At 74.2% G+C, this 19,346-nt stretch carries 15 protein-coding genes; 8 read left to right on the top strand and 7 right to left on the bottom strand.

Annotation, left to right across the window (positions count from 1 at the left end):
• Positions 1-183 precede the first annotated feature (183 nt).
• From ACFC1F_RS11960 to ACFC1F_RS11935, 6 genes are all read left to right on the top strand, one after another.
• A complete protein-coding gene (locus ACFC1F_RS11960) occupies positions 184-972 on the top strand; it encodes a dienelactone hydrolase family protein (protein WP_376157467.1) in 789 nt (262 codons plus the stop codon).
• 129 nt (positions 973-1,101) lie between these two features.
• Entirely contained in the window at positions 1,102-1,845 is a 744-nt protein-coding gene (locus tag ACFC1F_RS11955; protein ID WP_376157466.1) for a TVP38/TMEM64 family protein, read from the top strand.
• Between the two features lie 72 nt (positions 1,846-1,917).
• Entirely contained in the window at positions 1,918-2,457 is a 540-nt protein-coding gene (locus tag ACFC1F_RS11950; protein WP_376157465.1) for a DinB family protein, read from the top strand.
• 268 nt (positions 2,458-2,725) lie between these two features.
• Positions 2,726-3,118 carry a cell division protein SepF gene (locus ACFC1F_RS11945; RefSeq protein WP_209414169.1) on the top strand — a complete coding sequence of 131 codons (393 nt, stop codon included), beginning with the start codon at positions 2,726-2,728 and terminating at the stop codon, positions 3,116-3,118.
• 243 nt (positions 3,119-3,361) lie between these two features.
• Positions 3,362-3,907, top strand: coding sequence for a TetR/AcrR family transcriptional regulator (locus ACFC1F_RS11940; RefSeq protein WP_245205308.1), 546 nt, complete (start codon positions 3,362-3,364; stop codon positions 3,905-3,907).
• A gap of 121 nt (positions 3,908-4,028) precedes the next feature.
• On the top strand, positions 4,029-5,600 hold the full coding sequence (locus tag ACFC1F_RS11935) for an MFS transporter (protein WP_376157463.1): 1,572 nt from the start codon (positions 4,029-4,031) through the stop codon (positions 5,598-5,600).
• A 145-nt stretch (positions 5,601-5,745) separates the two neighbouring features.
• Here the strand turns inward: ACFC1F_RS11935 and ACFC1F_RS11930 are convergent, their stop codons facing one another.
• The 3 genes from ACFC1F_RS11930 to ACFC1F_RS11920 form a co-directional block, all read right to left on the bottom strand.
• The gene (locus ACFC1F_RS11930; protein ID WP_376157462.1) at positions 5,746-8,211 is read right to left on the bottom strand and encodes a SpoIIE family protein phosphatase; all 2,466 of its coding nucleotides are present in this window, start codon (positions 8,209-8,211) and stop codon (positions 5,746-5,748) included.
• A gap of 147 nt (positions 8,212-8,358) precedes the next feature.
• Entirely contained in the window at positions 8,359-8,979 is a 621-nt protein-coding gene (locus ACFC1F_RS11925) for a TetR/AcrR family transcriptional regulator (protein ID WP_209414165.1), read from the bottom strand.
• Positions 8,980-9,154: 175 nt separating this feature from the next.
• Positions 9,155-10,753, bottom strand: coding sequence for a 4-coumarate--CoA ligase family protein (locus ACFC1F_RS11920; protein ID WP_376157461.1), 1,599 nt, complete (start codon positions 10,751-10,753; stop codon positions 9,155-9,157).
• A gap of 237 nt (positions 10,754-10,990) precedes the next feature.
• Here ACFC1F_RS11920 and ACFC1F_RS11915 point away from each other — a divergent pair, with 237 nt between their 5' ends.
• Both ACFC1F_RS11915 and ACFC1F_RS11910 read left to right on the top strand, forming a co-directional pair.
• Complete coding sequence (locus ACFC1F_RS11915; RefSeq protein WP_376157459.1) at positions 10,991-11,758, top strand: hypothetical protein; 768 nt, start codon at positions 10,991-10,993, stop codon at positions 11,756-11,758.
• On the top strand, positions 11,745-12,455 hold the full coding sequence (locus ACFC1F_RS11910) for a class F sortase (protein WP_376157457.1): 711 nt from the start codon (positions 11,745-11,747) through the stop codon (positions 12,453-12,455). The genes ACFC1F_RS11915 and ACFC1F_RS11910 overlap by 14 nt, the downstream gene beginning before the upstream one ends.
• Before the next feature lie 139 nt (positions 12,456-12,594).
• Here ACFC1F_RS11910 and ACFC1F_RS11905 read toward each other — a convergent pair whose 3' ends face one another.
• From ACFC1F_RS11905 to ACFC1F_RS11890, 4 genes are all read right to left on the bottom strand, one after another.
• Complete coding sequence (locus ACFC1F_RS11905; protein ID WP_376157456.1) at positions 12,595-13,779, bottom strand: acyl-CoA dehydrogenase family protein; 1,185 nt, start codon at positions 13,777-13,779, stop codon at positions 12,595-12,597.
• A 249-nt stretch (positions 13,780-14,028) separates the two neighbouring features.
• Complete coding sequence (locus ACFC1F_RS11900) at positions 14,029-15,972, bottom strand: acetyl/propionyl/methylcrotonyl-CoA carboxylase subunit alpha (protein ID WP_376157454.1); 1,944 nt, start codon at positions 15,970-15,972, stop codon at positions 14,029-14,031.
• Positions 15,973-15,983: 11 nt separating this feature from the next.
• Positions 15,984-17,582 carry an acyl-CoA carboxylase subunit beta gene (locus tag ACFC1F_RS11895; RefSeq protein ID WP_376157452.1) on the bottom strand — a complete coding sequence of 533 codons (1,599 nt, stop codon included), beginning with the start codon at positions 17,580-17,582 and terminating at the stop codon, positions 15,984-15,986.
• Entirely contained in the window at positions 17,579-19,333 is a 1,755-nt protein-coding gene (locus tag ACFC1F_RS11890) for an acyclic terpene utilization AtuA family protein (protein WP_376157450.1), read from the bottom strand. The genes ACFC1F_RS11895 and ACFC1F_RS11890 overlap by 4 nt, the downstream gene beginning before the upstream one ends.
• Between the last annotated feature and the right edge of the window lie 13 nt (positions 19,334-19,346).

Raw genomic sequence — 19,346 nt, 5'->3', positions numbered from 1 at the left:
CCCGCGGACCGGAAGAATGTCATCACAATGACACCGGAAAGGCCTTCCGGAAACAATCTCGGATTGATATGATGGCCGTTTCACAGGGAATTCCTCGCTAATATCGGGAACCGCCGGGCACACCCGCCCGGCGGTTCCGCGTTCCGCGACCAGCGACCAGCGACCAGCGAAGGAATTCCCCCCGTGTGTTACGACGCCGACGCCGCACCCCCCGCCTTCACTCCCCCGACCAGCGCGATCGCCGAGGCCACCGCACTCACCCTGACCGCCGGGGACGGCACCGGATTCGGCGCCTTCCTGGCCCGACCGGAGAATCCCGCAGGCCCGGCCGTCCTCGTCCTGCCGGACAACCGGGGACTTTCCGGTTTCTACCGGAAGACCGCCGTCCGGCTCGCCGAACAGGGCCATCCGGCACTGGCGATCGACTATTTCGGGCGCACCGCCGGCCCCGACCCGGAAAAGCGCCCCCGGGAATTCGGCGAGCTGCCCGGCCTGCTGCCCCATCTGCTGGCCCTCACCCCGGACGGCCTCGACGCGGACATCCACGCCGGGATCGACCGGCTGCGCGAGGACGGCGCCGGCGAGGTGGTCGCGCTCGGCTTCTGCTTCGGCGGCCGCCAGGCGTTCCGGACGGCGGCGCCCCGCTTCGGCCTGGCCGGCGCGGTCGGCTTCTACGGCTACCCCGACACCCTCAACGGCGCCCCCGGCCCGACCCAGCTCGCCCCCGGGCTGACCGCGCCGGTCCTCGCACTCTGGGGCGGTGCCGACGAGTCGATCGCCCCCGAGACGGTCCGCGCCTTCGAGGAGGCCCTCGGTGCGGCCGGCTGCCCGCACCGGTTCGTGGTCTACCCCCACGCCCCGCACAACTTCTTCGAGCTCGGCGCCGCCGGGCACGCCGACGCGGCCTCGGACTCCTGGCACCGTCTGCTCGCCTTCCTGGCCGGCCCCGGCCGGCCGTCCCTGCCGAGCTGAGCCGCGCCCCGCCCGGGGCCGGACCCCCCCGGTAGCCGCCCCCGTAGCCGCCCGCGGCGCCGCGGAGGTGCCCGGGAGCCGGCCTCCACGCCGGCCCGGGCCCACCCGGGCAGCGGTTAGGCTCGGGCGGTGCCCGACTCCACGCCACCCGCCCGGCCCGCGCCGCCCGCCCCGTCGACCGTGCCGTCGCCGTCGCCGGTCCCGTCACCCGGCCCGCGCTCGCGCTCGACGTGGCTGCGGTTCGCCCTGCTGATCGTGATCCTCGCGGCGGCCGCCGGTTCACTGCTGCTGTGGAGCCCGACGGCGCTGCTCTCCGGCGGACTGCCCGCCGGGGTGCCGGCGTACTGGCTGGCCCCCGCGTTCACCGCGGTCTACGCCGTGGGAACGCTCGCCTTCGTACCGCGGCCGGCCCTCAACGCGGCGGCGGGGCTGCTGCTCGGCATCCAGCAGGGCGTGCTGCTGGCCGTGCTCGGCACGACACTCGGGGCCGCGATGGCCTTCGCCCTCGGACGACTGCTCGGGCGCGAGGCGCTCCGCCCGTACCTGCGCGGGCGGATGCTGACCGCGCTCGACCGGCGGTTCACCGAGCAGGGGTTCCGCAGCGTGCTGCTGCTGCGCCTGCTGCCCGGGCTGCCGTTCCAGGCCGGCAACTACGGCGCGGCCTTCTCCGGCGTGCGGTTCCTGCCGTTCCTGCTGGCCACCGCGCTCGGCGTGGTCCCGACCACGGCGGTCTACGTGACGGCGGCGGCCAGCGCGGGCGAGCCGGGGTCCGCGGCGTTCCTGGTGTCGGCCGGGGCGATCGGCGTCCTCGTCGTGGGGAGCCTGGTCTCGCTCTGGCGGGCCACGGCCCGGCGGCGCTCGGCCGCCGTCTGAGCGCCGCCCGCGCCCGCCGCACCCCGGCGCACGCCGGCTATTCGGTGGCTTCCGCGGCACCCCTGCGCCAGGATGACCGCCATGACAAGCCCTGTGACGACCGCCACCACCCGGTCCGAACCCCCGTTCGCCGCGGACGAGACCGCCATGCTGACCGCCTGGCTGGACTTCCACCGCGCGACCCTCGCCGTCAAGTGCGAGGGCCTGACCGCCGACCAGCTGCGGCTGCGCTCCGTCCCGCCGTCCTCGCTCTCCCTGCTCGGCCTCGTCCGGCACATGGCCGAGGTGGAGCGCTTCTGGTTCCGCGCCATCCTGCTCGGCGAGGAGACCGGCCCCGGCGGCCTCTACTGGAGCGAGCAGCATCCGGACGGCGACTTCGACCTGGTCGACACCGCGGACGCCGAGGCGGACTTCGCCGCCTGGCAGGACCAGATCACGGCCGCCCGCGCCGCCTGCGAGGGCCTGCCGCTGGAGACCGTGGGCAAGCGCGACCGCCGGGGCGAGCAGGTGACGCTCCGCTGGATCCTGGTGCACATGATCGAGGAGTACGCCCGGCACAACGGCCACGCCGATCTGCTGCGGGAGCTGGTGGACGGCGCAACCGGCGAGTGAAATCGTTTCCGCATTGTTGACAGAAGGTCAATTAAGGGGTGACCGAGACCGATATGGTCTACGCGCGCAACCGTCCGCCGTTCCGCTGCGTCGCAACAGTTGCCCGGGTTCGCCCGGGTTTCCGGCGCGGCACGACTCGTACGGGGGTCGCGAGCGGGCACGGGACCGGTGATCAGTGCGATACTCGGACAGTTCCGACGAGTGGATGACGTGTCAAAAGGACACGCGCACCGGGGGACCTGAACGGAACGAGGCAGGGAGGCGCGGCATGGGAGCACTTCGCGACGAGCACCACAACGGGTGGCTGATGCCCTCCGGGAACTACCCGGCCGCGGTGTACGACGACGAGTGGATCGAGCAGGAGACGGTGTCGTCCTCCCCCGCTCCCACGAAGATCGTCTCCCTGCGGCCGACGGGCTTCGAGGCCGCCCGGACGGTCGGCGAGCACATCCGGGCCAGCACGCCGGTGGTCATGGACCTCACCGAGATGGAGGAGGCCGAGGCCAAGCGCATGGTCGACTTCGCCTCCGGCCTGATCTTCGGCACCCGCGGGGGCATCGAGCGGATCGCCCGCCGGGTCTTCCTGCTCACCCCGGCGGACGTCGAGGTGATGGTGATCGACCGCCCGCTGGACGACACCGGCTTCTACAACCAGAGCTGAGCACCACCGGGACGGGGCGCCGCAGCGCGCACGACCGGGGACGGCCCACCGCCGTCCCCGGTTTTTTGCTGCCTTCACGCCGGACCTGATCGCCGCCTTCGCACCGGGCTCACCGGGCTCACAGGGCTCACCGGGCTCACAGGGCACACCGAACCCACCGGGCCCACCGGACCCACCTGCCTCAGGTGAGTCATCTGCGAAATGATTGAGACATCCATGTCTCAATTGATGTACAGTCGTTCTATGGCCACCGACCGCGACTCCGTCCTCGAAGCCGCCGTGGGCGTGCTCTCCCGCCGACCCACCGCCCACCTCGACGAGATCGCCCGCGCCGCGGGCATCAGCCGCGCCACCCTGCACCGGCTCTTCCCCGGCCGGGAGGCGCTGATCCGCGAGGTCGGCCTGCTCGGGCTGCAGCGGTTCGGGGCCGCGCTGGACGCCGCCGCGGTCGAGGACGGCGACGCGCACACCGCGCTGCGCCGTCTGGTCGACGTCACCGTCCCGGACGCCGCGCTCTGCGCCTTCCTGGCCGGCGAGAACCAGCTCTACGACGACGACGAGATCAACGAGCTCTGGGAGTCGCAGATCTCCCGGCTGCACGCGCTCTTCCTGCGCGGCCAGCAGCAGGGCGTCTTCCGCGTCGAGCTCTCCGCCGGCTGGCTCAGCGAGGCCTTCTTCGACCTCGTCGCCGGCATCGGCTGGGCCATCCAGGACGGCCGACTCGCCCCGCGCGACGCCGCGTTCTCGCTCGCCGAGCTCTTCCTCGGCGGCGCACTGCGCCGCCCGTAGCCGCGCCGGCCCCGTACCCCACCGCTCCACCGCTCCACCGCTCCACCGCTCCACCGCTCCCACCCACCCTCACAGCACCTCGGATCACAGGCCACGGAACCGCGGCCGGAAACCGATACCCATGAGCAGTACCGTCCTCGCCAGCCCCCGCCAGCGCTGGACCGGCCTCGCCGTCCTCGTCCTGGCCGTCACCCTGGTCGCCGTCGACGCGACCGTCCTCTCCCTCGCCATACCCTCGATCAGCGAGACGCTGCGCCCCAGCGGCACCCAGCTGCTCTGGATCGGCGACGCCTACTCGTTCGTGCTGGCCGGCCTGCTGGTCAGCATGGGTTCGCTGAGCGACCGGATCGGCCGCAAGAAGCTGCTGCTGGCCGGGTCCACCGCGTTCGGTGCCGCCTCGCTGCTGGCCGCCTACTCGCCCAGCGCCGGCTGGCTGATCCTGGCCCGGGCGCTGCTCGGCGTGGCCGGGGCGACCATCATGCCGTCCACCCTGTCGCTGATCCGCAGCCTCTTCCCGGACGACCGCGAGCGGGCCACCGCGATCGGCATCTGGGGCGCGGCCGCCACCGCCGGCGCCGCACTCGGCCCGGTGGTCGGCGGGGTGCTGCTGGAGCACTTCTGGTGGGGCTCGGTGTTCCTGCTGAACATCCCGGTGCTGGTGCTGCTGCTGGTCCTCGGCGCCTGGCTGCTGCCCGAGTCCAGGGACCCGAAGCCGGGCCGCTGGGACGTGCTGAGCGTGCTGCTGTCGCTGGCCGGCGTGATCGGCGTGGTCTACGCGATCAAGGAGGCCGCCGCGCACGGCGTGGCCCGCTGGGACGTGCCGGTCGCGGCCGTGCTCGGCGCCACCGCGCTGACCGTCTTCGTCCGCCGCCAGCTGCGGCTGCCCACCCCGCTGCTCGACGTCCGGCTCTTCGCCGACCGCCGGTTCACCGCGGCCGTGCTCGCCTCGCTCACCGCGCTGATCGGGCTCTCGGGCGTGGTCTTCGTGACCTCCCAGTACCTGCAGCTGGTCCGTGGGTACGACCCGCTCCGGGCGGGCCTGGCGGAGCTGCCGGCCTTCGCCGGCGCCGTGGTCGGCGGGCTGCTCACCGCCCGGCTGGCGCGTCGCACCGGCGCCCGGGCCGCCCTGACCGTCAGCCTGCTGGCCATGGGCTCCGGCATCGGTCTGATCGGCTGGGTGCACCAGGACACCACGTACCTGCTGCTGGCCGCCGCCTTCCTGATCGTCGGCACCGCCGAGGGCGTGGTCTACACGCTCGGCGCCGACCTCGTGCTGAGCGCCTCGCCCGCAGACAAGGCCGGCGCCGCCTCCGCGGTCTCCGAGACCGCGTACGAGCTGGGCACCGCACTCGGCATCGCGCTGGTCGGATCGGTGGTCGGCTCGCTGTACGCGGGCGGGCTGGCCGTGCCGGCCGGCACCGACCCCGAGGCGGCCGTCCGGGCGGGCGAGTCGCTGGGCGGGGCGGTCGAGGCGGCGCACGGCCTGCCGGAGACGCTGGCCGGCCCGCTGCTGGCGAGCGCCCGCGACGCCTTCGTGCACGGCATGAACGTGGCGGCGGTCCTGGCCGGTGCGCTGCTGCTGGCCGCGTCGGCCCTGGCCTGGCGCCTGCTGCGCGGCCTGGCGCGCGCCACCGCGGACACCGCGGACGCCGCGCCGCAGGAGACCCCCGTCCCGGAGAAGGCCGGGGTGTGACGGCCGGGGTGTGACGGCCGGGGTGTGACGGCCGGGGTGTGACGGCCGGGGTGTGACGGCCGGGGTGTGACACGGCCGGGGGCGTCGGCTCCGGTCGGCCCGGGTCGGCCCGAGCCGGGCCGAGCCGGGCCGCGCCGGACCGCCCTCAGACCGTTCCGAAGGGCAGTTCGAGCTCCGCCCAGACCACCTTGCCGTCCCGGGTGAGCCGGCTGCCCCAGCGCTGCGCGAGCTCGCTGACCAGGAACATCCCGCGGCCGCCCTCGTCCTGCTCGGCGAACGGCCGCAGCTGGGGCGTCTGCCCGCCGGCGTCGGCGACCTCGACGGTGAGCACCCGGTCACGGAAGAGGCGGAGCCGGCGCGGGGCGTCGGCGTGCAGCAGGGCGTTGGTGACCAGCTCGCTGACCAGCAGCTCCGCGTAGTCGGAGAGCGCCGACAGGCCCCAGCCGTCGAGCGTGGCACGGGTGAAGCGGCGGGCCTTTCCGGGGAGCCGGCCACCGCCGGTGAGCGGGAGGGTGGCGATCCGGTCGGCGGGCAGCGGCAGCACCCGCGCCATGATCATCGCGATGTCGTCCTCGGTGCCGTCGGTGACCAGCGCCCCGAGGACGGCGTCGCAGCTCTCCTCCAGGGTGCGGCCGGGGCCGGAGAGGGTGCGGGCCAGCAGGTCGATGCCGTCGTCGAGGTCCTGGCCGCGCCGCTCGACCAGGCCGTCGGTGTAGAGGGTGACCATGCCGCCCTCGGGGAGGGCGAACTCGATCGACTCGAAGGCGACGCCGCCGACGCCGAGCGGCACGCCCGGCGGGACCTCCACCCTCCGGGCGGTGCCGTCGGGGCCGACCCAGACGGGCGGAAGGTGGCCGGCCGAGGCGACCTGCACGGTGCGCTCCAGCGGGTCGTAGACGGCGCAGATGCAGGTGGCGAACTGGCCCTCGCCGATGCCGGAGGCGGTCTCGTCCAGCCGGGTGAGCACCTGTTCGGGCGGCATGTCCAGGGTGGCGAGCGTACGGGCGACGGTGCGCAGCTGGCCCATCGTGGCGGCCGCCCGGATGCCGTGGCCCATCACGTCGCCGACCACCAGCGCCACCCGGCCGCAGGAGAGCGGGACGACGTCGAACCAGTCGCCGCCGACCTCGCTGACCACGCTGCTCGGCAGGTAGCGGTAGGCGATCTCCAGGCCGAGCGTGCGGTGGATCTCCTGCGGCAGCAGGCTGCGCTGCAGGGTGAGCGCGGTCTCGCGCTCGCGCCGGTAGAGCCGGGCGTTGTCGATGGCGAGCGCGGTGCGGGCGACCAGCTCCTCGGCGAGGGCGACGTCGGCGGCGGTGAACGGCTCGGGGTTGCGCATGCGGATGAACTCGGCGCCGCCCAGCACCATGCCGCGCGCGGCCATCGGCACCATCAGGTACGAGTGGATGCCGGCCTCGATGCCCGGCCCGACCCGCTCGGGGGTGGCGACCAGGCCGCGCAGCACCTCCTCGTCCACGTGGGCGCGCACCAGGGGGCGGCCGCTGCGCAGGCACTGGGTGTAGCTGCGCTGGGGCGCGTACTCGGTCACCTCGCCGACCGTGTCGACGGCGTGCACGAGGCCGGACTCGTAGGACTCGCCGACGGCGACGGCCCGCAGCTGGACGGAGCGGTCGTCCGGGATGGGCGTCGGCTCGGCGCCGCGCAGGACGGGTTCGAGCAGGTCGACGGTGGCGAAGTCGGCGAACCGCGGGACGACGGCCTCGATCAGCTCCTCCGCGGTGCGCTGGAGGTCGAGGGTGGTGCCGATCCGGGCGGTGGCCTCGGCGATGGTGGCGAGGCGTTCCTGTGCCCGGGAGGCGCGGGCCTCGGCCTGGAAGCGTTCGGTGACGTCGATGATCGAGGAGCAGACGCCGAAGACCCGGCCGGTGGAGTCCTCCAGCCGGAAGTAGGACGCGGACCAGGCGCGGTCGCGGCGCGGGTCGCCGGGGACGCGGCCGTGCGAACGGGCGTCGACCACGGGCCGGCCCGTGATGAGCACCTGTCTCATGGTCTGCTCGATCTCGGCGCTGTTGATGCCGGGCAGGACGGCGCTGATCCGGCGGCCGAGGTGATCCTCGACGGGGACGCCGTTCATCCGGGCGAGCGCCTCGTTGAGCCGCACGTAGCGCAGGTCGGTGTCGTAGACGGCCATGCCTATCGGGGACTGGCCGAAGATGCCGTCGAGGACGGCGAGGTCGGCCTCGACGCGGTGCAGCGCCTCGGTGTCGGAGGCGGTGGCGAGCAGCAGCAGGGTGCCGCCGGGGCCGGCGATCGGGTAGGTGCGCAGCTCCAGCTCGACCAGGTGGCCGTCGCGGTGGCGGACCTGGAAGACCCCCGACCAGCCCTTGCCGCTCAGGATGCGCTCGAACAGGGCGAGCACCTCGGGGCGGTCGGTCCGGTCGGTGAAGAGCCGGGCCGCGTAGCTGCCGACGGCCTCGTCGGCGGGGTAGCCGAGCAGCGCCTCGGCGTCCTCGCTCCAGTGCAGGATCAGGCCGTCGTCCTGGAGCAGGGCGGTGGCGAGCGGGACGAGTCGATGGCCGTCCAGGCGTGCGGGGGCTCCACCCGGTGCGGGGCCGGCGGCGTCGGTCGCATCCCACTCGTGTCCGTGCATGATCAGGCAGCACCCCGGTTCGGCTCGTGCCCGGCCGGGCGGGCATCGCGGTCCGTGCCGGCCGGGTTCTTCTCCAGACTGCACGGACATCGGCCGCCCGGCGACCCCTTGGTCAGGGGAGGTTCCGGTCGTCCAGGTGTACGGGCGTCATGGGCGTACCGGCCGCAGCGTACCCTCAAGAACGCTTGCCCACTGCCTGATCACTCCGGATCGTCTGGCACTGTCGTCGGTCAGCAGGTTGGCCAGTCCGAGGCCGCGCGCCATGTCGAGGGTGGCCTGGACCGTTTCGCGCACTCCGGGCACGGTTTCGTCGGCTCCGAGGAACTCGACGGCGGCCCGGTGGGCCTCCCGGCCGACGTGGCCCTCCAGCGCGATGATCCGCTCGCGCAACGGCTCCTCGGTGGCGGCCGCGACCCACAGGTGCAGGGCGGCGCGGAACTGAGGACCGGTGTAGAGGCGCACGATCATGTCGACGACGGCCTCGGTACGGGCGGGCCCGGGGGCGGGCAGCTCGTCCGCGTGGGCGCGGACGGCCGCCAGCCGCTCGACGGTGACGTGCTCGACGGCCGCGGTGAACAGGTCCTCGCGGGTCGGGAAGTGGTGCTGGGCCGCGCCGCGGGAGACGCCGGCGCGCTCGGCGACGACGCCGACGGTGGAGCCGTTCCAGCCGACCTCGGCGAGGCAGTCGACGGCCGCCGCGAGCAGCCGCTGCCGGGTGGCGCGGCTGCGGTCCTGCTGCGGGGTCCGGGCGGCGGGGTGGGTGGTCATCGGCGGCGGCTGGTCCTGTTCGTGCGGCGGCTCGGCGGGGTCGATCCTCGCAGATCTTCGGGTGCCTCCCCACGGCCGGGCCCGGCACGGCGGGCGGGGCCCGGCGGGGGGCCGGCGGGGCATTGCGGCGTGGACGGTGGCGGGCGGCGTCAGCGGGCCGGGTCAGCGTGCGGGGTCAGCGGGCCGCCTCGCCGGCCGCCTCGCGGGCGCGCAGCTCGCGGCGGAGGATCTTGCCGGCGGGCGACTTCGGCACGGCGTCCACGAACTCCACGGCGCGCACCTTCTTGTACGGGGCGACCCGACCGGCCACGAAGGCGGTGACCTCCTCCTCGGTCAGCGTGCTGCCCGGGGCGCGGACCACGAAGGCCTTCGGGCTCTCGGTGCCCTCCGCGTCGGTGACGCCGATCACCGCGGCGTCGGCGATCCCGGGGTGGCCGAGCAGCAGGGCCTCCAGCTCGGCGGGTGCGACCTGGTACCCCTTGTACTTGATCAGTTCCTTGACCCGGTCGACGATGTACAGGTAGCCGCGCTCGTCCACGTACCCGACGTCGCCGGTGTGCAGCCAGCCGTCGGCGTCGACGGTGGCGGCGGTGTCGGAGGGCCTGCCGAAGTAGCCCTTCATCACCTGCGGGCCGCGGATCAGCAGCTCGCCCCGCTCGCCGGGGCCCAGGTCCCCGTCGGTGCCGTCGAGGGCGGCGACCCGCAGCTCGGTGGAGGGCACCATCCGGCCGACCGAGCCGGGCGAGGGGTCGGTCTCCGCCGGGGAGACGAGGTGGGAGACGGGCGACAGCTCCGTCATGCCGTAGCCCTGGAGGACGTGCGGAAGCCCGAGCCGGCGGGCGCAGGTGGCGGCCAGCTCGTTGTCCAGCGGGGCGGCCGCGCAGAGCAGGTACTCGACCGAGGAGAGGTCGAAGCGGTCGACGACCGGGTGCTTGGCGAGGGCGAGGGCGATCGGCGGGGCCACGATGAGGGCCTGCACGCGCTGCTCCTCGATGGTGCGGCAGAACTGCTCCAGGTCGAAGCGGGGCAGCACCACGACGGTGGCGCCGCACCGCAGCGGCTGGTTCAGCAGGGCGGAAAGACCGTAGATGTGGAAGAAGGGCAGGACGGCGAGGATCCGTTCGCCCTCCCCCGGGTGGAACAGCGCGTCGGTCTGGGCCAGGTTGGTGGCGATCGAGCGGTGGGTGAGCATCACACCCTTGGGCAGGCCGGTGGTGCCGCTGGAGTAGGGCAGCACGGCGATGTCGCTGCCGGGGTCGATGGCGGGCTCGGGGTCGGGGCCGGTGGAGGCGAGCAGGTCGGCCAGCGAACGGTGGCCCTCGGCGCCGTCCAGCACCATCAGCTCGGCCAGCGAGCGGCCCTCGGCGGCGAGCTTCTCCGCGGCCTGCCGGGCGGTGGACAGGAACGGCGAGACGGTGATCAGCCAGCGGGCGCCGCTGTCGGCGAGCTGGCCGGCCAGCTCGCCCGGGGTGGCGAGGGAGGAGACGGTGGTGACGGTGGCACCGGCCCGGGTGGCGCCGTAGAGGGCCATCGGGTAGCCGATCGTGTTGGGGCTGAACAGGGCCACCACGTCGCCCCGGCGCACCCCCGCCTCGGCCAGTCCGGCGGCCACCCGGCGCACGGCCGTGGCGAGCCGGGCGTAACTGACCGTCTCCCCCGTGACGCCGTCGACCAGGGCCGGGCGGTCACCGTACCGGTCGGCGTCGCCGAGCACCGCGTCGTGGATCGGCAGGTCCACGACGCCGACGTCCGGGAACTCGCTGTGGAACACCAAGGCGTGCCTCCTCATGGGTAGTTGACGCACAGTCCGACCTCGCACGGGTGGTCCCGGAGGGCCGGCGGGCCGCATGCGCGGACAGGAGCATACGGACAGTGGCGGCGTGATGCGCCATTGTGACGAAGGGCGGGGGAAGCGCGCGTGGCGTGCTTGCCGCCCCCAGCGGCCCGGACCACCCTCGGCCCATGGCCCGCCCGCCCCCGAGGGCGGTCCCCGACCAGGGAGCACCCCACCGTGAGAACCACTGCCCTTCTGCCGTCCCCTCGTCCGCTGCTCGCCGCCACCGCGGCGGCGGCCGCACTGACGTTCGGCGCCGCGCCGCTCGCGGTGGCCGCACCGGGCGACAACGGCGACGTCAAGGTCCACGACAGCGTCACCGCGCCGGACAGCCGGAGCGAGGACCCGAAGGTCTGCCAGTTCTACCTCGACGCCTTCGACTTCGACACCGTCACGCTCGTCAACTGGACCATCGAGCAGCAGCCGCCCACCGGCAACGCGCTGGTCCTGGCCGGGTCGGTGGTACTGACCAACGGCAGCGGGACGACGTCCACCTACAGCCTCCCGAACGGGCACTACCGGCTCAACTGGACCTTCGTCGGCGAGAACGGCAGCGCCAAGCACAAGGTGTTCGACGTTCAGTGCGCCACCTCCTCGCCGTCGCCGTCCGGGTCGCCCTCGCCCTCGGGATCACCGTCCGGATCGCCGTCCGGGTCGCCCAGGCCGTCCGGATCGCCCCGGCCGTCGGCGAGCCCCTCGCCGTCCCCGTCGGTGGGCGGCCACGGCGGCCCCTCCTCCAGCTCCTCCCCCTCGCACAGCCCCTCCCCCTCGTCCAGCCCCTCCCCGTCGCACGGCGGACCGCACGGCGGGGTCGGCACCGGTGGTGGCGGCACCTCCGGGCCGAACACCGCCGAGATGCTCGGCGGCTCGGCGCTGATCGCCACGGCGGCGTGGTTCGGCGTCCGCTCGCTGCGCCGGCGCGCCGGACGCAATGCCGAGTCCTGACGCCCGGCACCGCCGCGCCGCGGCGCTGGGCCCCGGCCGTCTGACGGCCGGGGCCGTCGCCGTCACGGTGGCCGCCGGGGCGTGGCTCGTGCAGGACGGGAGCGCGGGCAGCGGAGGCCCGCCGCTGCCTCCCGCTCCGGCCGCCGCCCCGGCGCCCTCCCCCGGTCCGCTCCCGGGCACGGCCCCGGTGCCCTCCCCGGGTTCGCTCCCGGGGCCCGCCAAGCCCGCGCCGGCGCCGCTGCCCGCGTCGACGCCCACCCGGATCAGGATCCCGGCCATCAAGGTGGACGCCCCGCTGGTGGGCCTCGGCCTCGACTCCGCCCAACACCTGGCCACCCCGCCGATGGAGCAGCGCAACCTGGCCGGCTGGTACCGCGACGGCGTCACCCCCGGGGCGGCCGGCAACGCGCTCACCATCGGGCACGCCGACAACCGCACCGGGCCGGCCGTCTTCTACCGGCTGGGCCTGCTGCGCCCGGGCGACACCGTCGAGGTGCTCCGCCAGGACCGGCGGACAGCGGTGTTCACCATCGACGACGTGCGGGTGTTCGCCAAGAAGGACTTCCCGGACGCCCTGGTCTACGGCGCGACCGACCGTCCCGAACTGCGGGTGATCACCTGCGGCGGCAAGTTCGACCGCAAGACCGGTTACGAGTCCAACACCGTGGTCTTCGCCCATCTCTCCTCCGTCCGCTGAGGGAGTCCCGGTGGCCGGCGGCGCCGGCCGGCGTGACAGTCGGCGTGACGGCCGGCGTGACAGTCGGCGTGACAGCCGCGTGACGGCCTGCGTGACGGCCTGCCCGAGGGGTCGGGTGGAGGGTCCGCCCGGCGGCCCGTCAGTAGGACTTGGGCAGGCCGAGGGTGTGCTGGGCCACGTAGTTGAGGACCATCTCCCGGCTGACCGGCGCCACCCGGCCGACCCGGGTGGCGGCCAGCAGGGTGGCCAGCCCGTACTCCTGGGTGAGGCCGTTGCCCCCGAGGGTCTGCACGGCCTGGTCGACGGTCCGGGCGGCGGCCTCGCCGGCCGCGTACTTGGCCATGTTGGCCGCCTCGCCGGCCGCGTGGTCGTCGCCCGCGTCGTAGAGCAGCCCGGCCTTCTGGGTCATCAGCCGGGCCAGTTCGATCTCCACCGCGCACTGGGCCAACGGGTGGGCGAGGCCCTGGTGGGCGCCGATCGGGGTCGACCAGACGGTGCGCTCCTTGGCGTACCCGACGGCCTTGCCCAGGGCCTGGCGGGCGAGGCCGAGCGAGAAGGCGGCCGTCATGATCCGCTCGGGGTTGAGGCCCGCGAAGAGCTGGAGCAGCCCGGCGTTCTCGTCACCGACCAGCGCCTCGGCGGGCAGCCGGACGTCGTCCAGGAAGACCTGGAACTGCTTCTCCGGCGCGACGAGTTCCATCGGTATGGGCCGGTACTCGAAGCCGGGGGTCTCGCGCGGGACGACGAAGAGGGCCGGCTTGAGCTTGCCGGTGCGGGCGTCCTCGGTACGGGCGACGAACAGCACGGCGTCGCAGTGGTCGATGCCGGAGACGAACACCTTGCGCCCGGTGAGCAGCCAGTCGTCGCCGTCGCGGCGGGCGATGGTGGTGATGCGGTGGGAGTTCGAGCCGGCGTCGGGCTCGGTGATGCCGAAGGCCATCTTCCGGGTGCCGTCGGCGAGCCCGGGCAGCCACTGCCGCTTCTGCTCCTCGGTGCCGTAGCGGGCGATGACCGTGCCGCAGATCGCCGGCGAGACGATCAGCAGCAGCAACGGGCAGCCCGCAGTGCCGAGTTCCTCCAGGACGATGGCGAGGTCGGTGATGCCGCCGCCCCCGCCGCCGTACTCGACGGGCAGGTTGACGCCGAGGTAGCCGGCCTTGCCGGCCTCGGCCCAGAGCTCCTCGGCGGCCTCGCCGGCGCGAGCCTTTGCGAGGTAGTACGCGGAGCCGTAGCGGTTGCCGAGGCCGGCCACGGCGCGGCGCAGGTCCTGGCGTTCGGGGCTCTCGATCAACGGGCTTCCGGGGGTGGTGCGCGGTGCGGACATGTTCCGGTCCTTCCGGGCGGGGTCGGCTGACGGGGCGGGTGACTGCGGCTCCCGGCCGCAGGTGCGGGTTCGGGCGGCAGGCGTGGGTTCGGGCGGCCGGCGTGGGTCCGGCGGCAGGTACGGGTTCGGGCGCGTGCTCACGGGTGCGGCAGTGCTGACGGCTTCGGCGGTGCGTCCGGGTGCGGCGGTGCGTCCGGGCGGCGGTGCGCCTGGGTTCTGCCGCACGCACGGGCTCCCCCCGGCGCGTGCCTACGACTTCGGCTGCACGACGGCGAGCAGGGTGCCGAGTTCGACCTGCTGGCCGGGGACGGCGCGCAGTTCGGCGAGGACGCCGTCGGTGGGGGCGGTGACGCGGTGCTCCATCTTCATCGCCTCCAACCAGAGCAGTGGCTGGCCGGCGGTGACGGTGTCGCCGACGGCGGCGGCCGTCCGGACGACGGTGCCGGGCATCGGGGCGAGCAGCGCACCCGGGTCGGTGTCGGCGGCGGGGTCGGGGAAGCGGTCCAGGACGGTGAGCACGGTGGAGCCGCCGGGGCTGTCGACGAACACCCGGTCGCCGTGGCGGGCCAGGTCGAAGGTGTGGCGGAGCAGGCCGGTCCGCAGTGTGACCCGCTCCGCGGAGGACGCGAGCAGGGCCGTGTCCGGGTGGCCCTCGGCCGCCAGTCCGTCGCGGGTGATCCGGTAGCGGACCTCGAACTCGGTTCCGTCGTCGGCGCGGTAGCGCTTGACCTGCGGCTGGGAGGGGAGGTTGCGCCACCCCGACGGCAACGGGGTGCGGTGGGCCGCCGCATCGCCGAGGGCGGCGGCCAGGGCGGCGAGCGCGGTGTGCGCGCCGTCCCGGGCGGTGAGTTCGGCCGCGTGCTCGGCCAGGAATCCGGTGTGCAGCCGCTCGGCCAGGAACGCCGGGTGCCGCAGCGTCCGCACCAGCAACTCCCGGTTGGTGGCGGGCCCGTGGATGCGGGCCCGGGCGAGCGCGTCGGCCAGCCGCCGGGCGGCGGCCGACCGGGTCGGTGCCCAGGCGATCACCTTCGCCAGCATCGCGTCGTAGTGCACGGTGACCTCGTCGCCGTTCCCGACACCGGAGTCCAGCCGCAGGCCGGTCGGCCCGTCACCGCCGAACTCTGTGTGCGACAGCGGGAGTTCGAGGCGGTGGACGGTGCCCGTCGCAGGCCGCCAGTCGCTGCCCGGATCCTCCGCGTAGAGCCGGGCCTCGATCGCACAGCCGACCGGCTCGGGCGCCGGCCCGACGAGCTTCCCGCCCTCGGCGACGGCGAGTTGGAGCGCGACCAGGTCGACGCCGGTGACGGCCTCGGTCACCGGGTGCTCGACCTGGAGGCGGGTGTTCATCTCCAGGAAGTAGAACCGGCCGTCCTCGGCCAGCAGGAACTCCGCCGTCCCCGCGCCGACGTACCCGATCGCTTGCGCGGCCTTGACCGCGGCGGCGTGCAGCTCCTCCCGCACCCGCTCCGGGAGCCCCGGCGCGGGCGCCTCCTCGACCACCTTCTGGTGCCGCCGTTGCAGGGAGCAGTCACGGTCGCCGACCGCCCAGACGGTGCCGTACGCGTCGGCGAGCAGCTGGACCTCGACGTGCCGGCCGGTGGGCAGGTAGCGCTCGCAGAAGACCTCGTCGGAGCCGAAGCTCCTGGCCGCCTCGGCGCGGGCGGCGGCGAGCTGCCCGGCCACCTCGTCCAGCCGGCGGACCACCCGCATGCCGCGCCCGCCGCCGCCCGCGGCCGCCTTGACCAGCAGCGGCAGGTCGGCCTCGACGGGGTCGGTGACGGCGTCCAGGACCGGCACTCCGGCGGCGGCCATCAGCCGCTTGGCCTCGGTCTTTGAGCCCATCGCGGCGATCGCCGCCGGTGGCGGGCCGATCCAGGTGAGGCCGGCGTCCAGAACGGCCTGCGCGAAGCCGGCGTTCTCGGAGAGGAAGCCGTAGCCGGGGTGGACGGCGTCGGCGCCGGCGGCGAGCGCCGCCTGGACGACCAGGTCGGCGCGCAGGTAGGTGTCGGCGGGCGCCGCGCCGGGCAGGCGCACGGCGGTGTCCGCCTCACGGACGTGCGGGGCGTCCGCGTCCGGGTCGGAGTGGACGGCGGTGGTCGCGATGCCCAGGCTCCGGCAGGTGCGGAAGACCCGGCGGGCGATCTCGCCCCGGTTGGCGACCAGCAGGTGGGTGATCGGTCGTTCTGTGGCCATGTCTGGGTTCCTCACATCCGGAAGACGCCGTAGCCGCGCGCGCCTTCGACGGGCGCGTTGTGGATCGCGGAGAGGCAGAGTCCGAGCACCGTCCGGGTGTCGCGCGGGTCGATCACCCCGTCGTCGTAGAGGCGGCCGGAGAGGAAGACCGGCAGCGACTCCGCCTCGATCTGCTGCTCGACCATCGCCCGGATCGCGGCGTCCGCGTCCTCGTCGTAGGGCTGCCCCTTCGCGGCGGCGGACTGCCGGGCCACGATGGACAGCACGCCCGCGAGTTGCTGCGGGCCCATCACCGCCGACTTGGCGCTCGGCCAGGCGAACAGGAACCGCGGCTCGTACGCCCGCCCGCACATGCCGTAGTGGCCGGCGCCGTAGGAGGCGCCCATGAGGACGGAGATGTGCGGCACGCGGGAGTTGGCGACGGCGTTGATCATCATCGCGCCGTGCTTGATGATGCCGCCCTGCTCGTAGTCCTTGCCGACCATGTAGCCGGTGGTGTTGTGCAGGAACAGCAGCGGGATGTCGCGCTGGTTGGCCAACTGGATGAACTGGGCGGCCTTCTGGGACTCCTGGCTGAACAGCACGCCCTGCGCGTTGGCGAGGACGCCGACCGGGTAGCCGTGCAGCCGGGCCCAGCCGGTGGCGAGGCTGGTGCCGTAGAGCGGCTTGAACTCGTCGAAGTCCGAGCCGTCGACGATCCGGGCGATCACCTCGCGCGGGTCGAACGGCACCTTGAGGTCGCCGGGGACGATGCCGAGGAGCTCCTCCTCGTCGTACTTCGGCGGTGCGGCGGCCGCGTCCGGGCCGGGTCCGGGCTTGCGGTGGTCGAGCCGGGCGACGATCCGGCGGGCCAGGCGCAGCGCGTCCGGCTCGTCCACGGCGAAGTGGTCGGCCAGGCCGGAGGTGCGGGCGTGCATGCCGGCGCCGCCCAGCGACTCGTCGTCGGACTCCTCGCCGGTGGCCATCTTCACCAGCGGAGGCCCGCCGAGGAAGACCTTGGCCCGCTCCTTCACCATCACGGTGTGGTCGGACATCCCCGGCACGTACGCGCCACCGGCGGTGGAGTTGCCGAACACGACCGCGACGGTGGGGATTCCGGCCGCGGAGAGGCGGGTGAGGTCGCGGAAGAGGGCGCCGCCGGGGATGAAGATCTCCTTCTGGCTGGGCAGGTCGGCGCCGCCCGACTCGACCAGGTTGACCAGCGGGAGGCGGTTGGTGAGGGCGATCTCGTTGGCACGCAGGGCCTTGCGCAGCGTCCAGGGGTTGCTGGCGCCGCCGCGGACGGTGGGGTCGTTGGCGGTGATCACGCACTCCACGCCCTCGACCACGCCGATGCCGGTGACCAGGGCCGCTCCCACCGGGTAGTCGCTGCCCCAGGCGGCGAGCGGGGAGAGTTCGAGGAACGGCGAGTCCTGGTCGATCAGCAGCTCGATCCGCTCGCGCGGCAGCAACTTGCCGCGGCTCCGGTGCCGTTCGACGTACTTCGGGCCGCCGCCGGCCAGCGCCTTGGCGTGCTCCTCGGCCAGCGCGCCGAGCTTGTCGAGCATCGCGGCGCGGTGCTCGGCGTGGTCGGCGCCGGCCAGGTCGAGGCGGGTGGGCAGGACGGTCACAGCAGCGCCTCCGGGATGTCGAGGTGGCGGGAGCGCAGCCACTCGCCCAGCGCCTTGGCCTGCGGGTCGAACCGGTGCTGGGCGGCGACGCCCTCACCGAGCAGGCCTTCGAGGGTGAAGTTGACCGCGCGGAGGTTGGGCAGCAGGTGCCGGGTGATGGTCAAGTCTGCGGTCTCGGGGAGGAGGTGGCGAAGCCGCTCGGTGGTGAGGGTGTGCGCGAGCCAGCGCCAGCCGGCCTCGTCGCGGGCCCAGACGCCGAGGTTGGCGTCACCGCCCTTGTCGCCGCTGCGGGCACCGGCCACCAGCCCGAGCGGGGCGCGGCGGGTCGGGCCCTGGTCGGCCAGGGGGGCGGGGGCCGTGGGTTCGGCCACCGGCCGCCGGGCGACGGGTTGTTCGGCGTCCAGTTGTCCAGCCGCCAGTTGCTCGGCGGCCGGCGCAGGAGGGACGGCGATCCGGCGGCCGTCCGGCAGTACTGCCGTCTGCTCGACCTTCCCGGCATCGACGTGGGCGGCCGTGAACACCCCGTACGGGGCGCCCGGTCCGGGCGGGGCGGTGAGGTGAAATCCGGGGTATCCGGCCAGGCCCAATTCGACGGCGGCCTTGCCGAGTTCGCGTCCCACCTTGGCCGGGTCACGGTCCCGCGCGGTGAGTCGGAGCAGTGCCGAGGCGGTCTCCTCGGTGGCGGCGTCGTGCTGGTCGGTCCGGGCCAGCGTCCAGCGCAGCTCGGCCGGGCGCGCGTCCGGCGGCAGGGCCTCCTCCAACTGCCGTTGCACCAGGGCGGCCTTGGCCTCGATGTCGAGCCCGGTGAGGACGAAGACCACCTCGTTGCGGTGTCCGCCGAGCCGGTTCAGGCCGACCTTGAGGGTCGGCGGCGGCGCCTCCCCGCGCACCCCGTCGATCCTGACCCGGTCCGGCCCCTCCTGCGTGAGCCGGACGGTGTCCAGCCGGGCCGTCACGTCCGGGCCCAGGTAGCGCGCCCCGCCGGTCTCGTACAGGAGTTGGGCGGTGACGGTGCCCGTGGTGACCGCCCCGCCGGTGCCCGGGTGCTTGGTGATCACGCTGGAGCCGTCGGCGTGCAGTTCGGCGATCGGGAAGCCCGGCCGGACGACGTCGTGCTCGCGGAAGAACGCGTAGTTGCCACCGGTCGCCTGCGCGCCGCACTCCAGCACGTGCCCGGCCACGACGGCCCCGGCGAGAGAGTCCAACTCGCTCGCATCCCAGCCGAAGTGGGCGATGGCGGGCCCGGCGACCAGCGCCGCGTCGGTCACCCGCCCGGTGACGACCACGTCCGCCCCGCCCTTGAGGCACTCGGCGATCCCGAAGGCGCCGAGATAGGCGTTGGCGGCCAGCAGACCCTCGGGCAGGCCGAGTTCGGCCCGGCGCGGCAGCAGGTCGTCGCCCTTGACGTGCGCGACGGCGGCCTCCAGCCCCTGTCGCTTGGCCAACTCCCTGATGGCCTCAGCGAGTCGGGCCGGGTTCAGCCCTCCCGCGTTGACCACGATCCGCACCCCGCGTTCCAGCGCCAGACCGAGGCACTCCTCCATCTGGCGCAGGAACGTCTTCGCATACCCGAGGGACGGGTCCCTGAGCCTGTCCCTGGCCAGGATCAGCATGGTGAGCTCCGCCAGGTAGTCCCCGGTCAGCACATCCAGCGGCCCGTCCGTCAGCATCTCCCGGACCGCCGAGAAGCGGTCCCCGTAGAACCCCGACGCATTTCCGACCCGCAACACAGCACGCGACCCCACAGGCACGCCTCCCCTACCG

The sequence above is a fragment of the Kitasatospora sp. NPDC056181 genome, from assembly GCF_042266225.1.
Classification (GTDB): domain Bacteria; phylum Actinomycetota; class Actinomycetes; order Streptomycetales; family Streptomycetaceae; genus Kitasatospora.
This window is presented reverse-complemented; position numbering and strand designations above follow the sequence as displayed.

Coding starts and splice junctions, on each gene's coding strand:
- ACFC1F_RS11930 (WP_376157462.1), bottom strand. CDS start 8,211: ATGCACGGACACGAGTGGGATGCGACCGACGCCGCCGGCCCCGCACCG.
- ACFC1F_RS11945 (WP_209414169.1), top strand. CDS start 2,726: ATGGGAGCACTTCGCGACGAGCACCACAACGGGTGGCTGATGCCCTCC.
- ACFC1F_RS11935 (WP_376157463.1), top strand. CDS start 4,029: ATGAGCAGTACCGTCCTCGCCAGCCCCCGCCAGCGCTGGACCGGCCTC.
- ACFC1F_RS11905 (WP_376157456.1), bottom strand. CDS start 13,779: ATGTCCGCACCGCGCACCACCCCCGGAAGCCCGTTGATCGAGAGCCCC.
- ACFC1F_RS11940 (WP_245205308.1), top strand. CDS start 3,362: ATGGCCACCGACCGCGACTCCGTCCTCGAAGCCGCCGTGGGCGTGCTC.
- ACFC1F_RS11910 (WP_376157457.1), top strand. CDS start 11,745: ATGCCGAGTCCTGACGCCCGGCACCGCCGCGCCGCGGCGCTGGGCCCC.
- ACFC1F_RS11950 (WP_376157465.1), top strand. CDS start 1,918: ATGACCGCCATGACAAGCCCTGTGACGACCGCCACCACCCGGTCCGAA.
- ACFC1F_RS11925 (WP_209414165.1), bottom strand. CDS start 8,979: ATGACCACCCACCCCGCCGCCCGGACCCCGCAGCAGGACCGCAGCCGC.
- ACFC1F_RS11900 (WP_376157454.1), bottom strand. CDS start 15,972: ATGGCCACAGAACGACCGATCACCCACCTGCTGGTCGCCAACCGGGGC.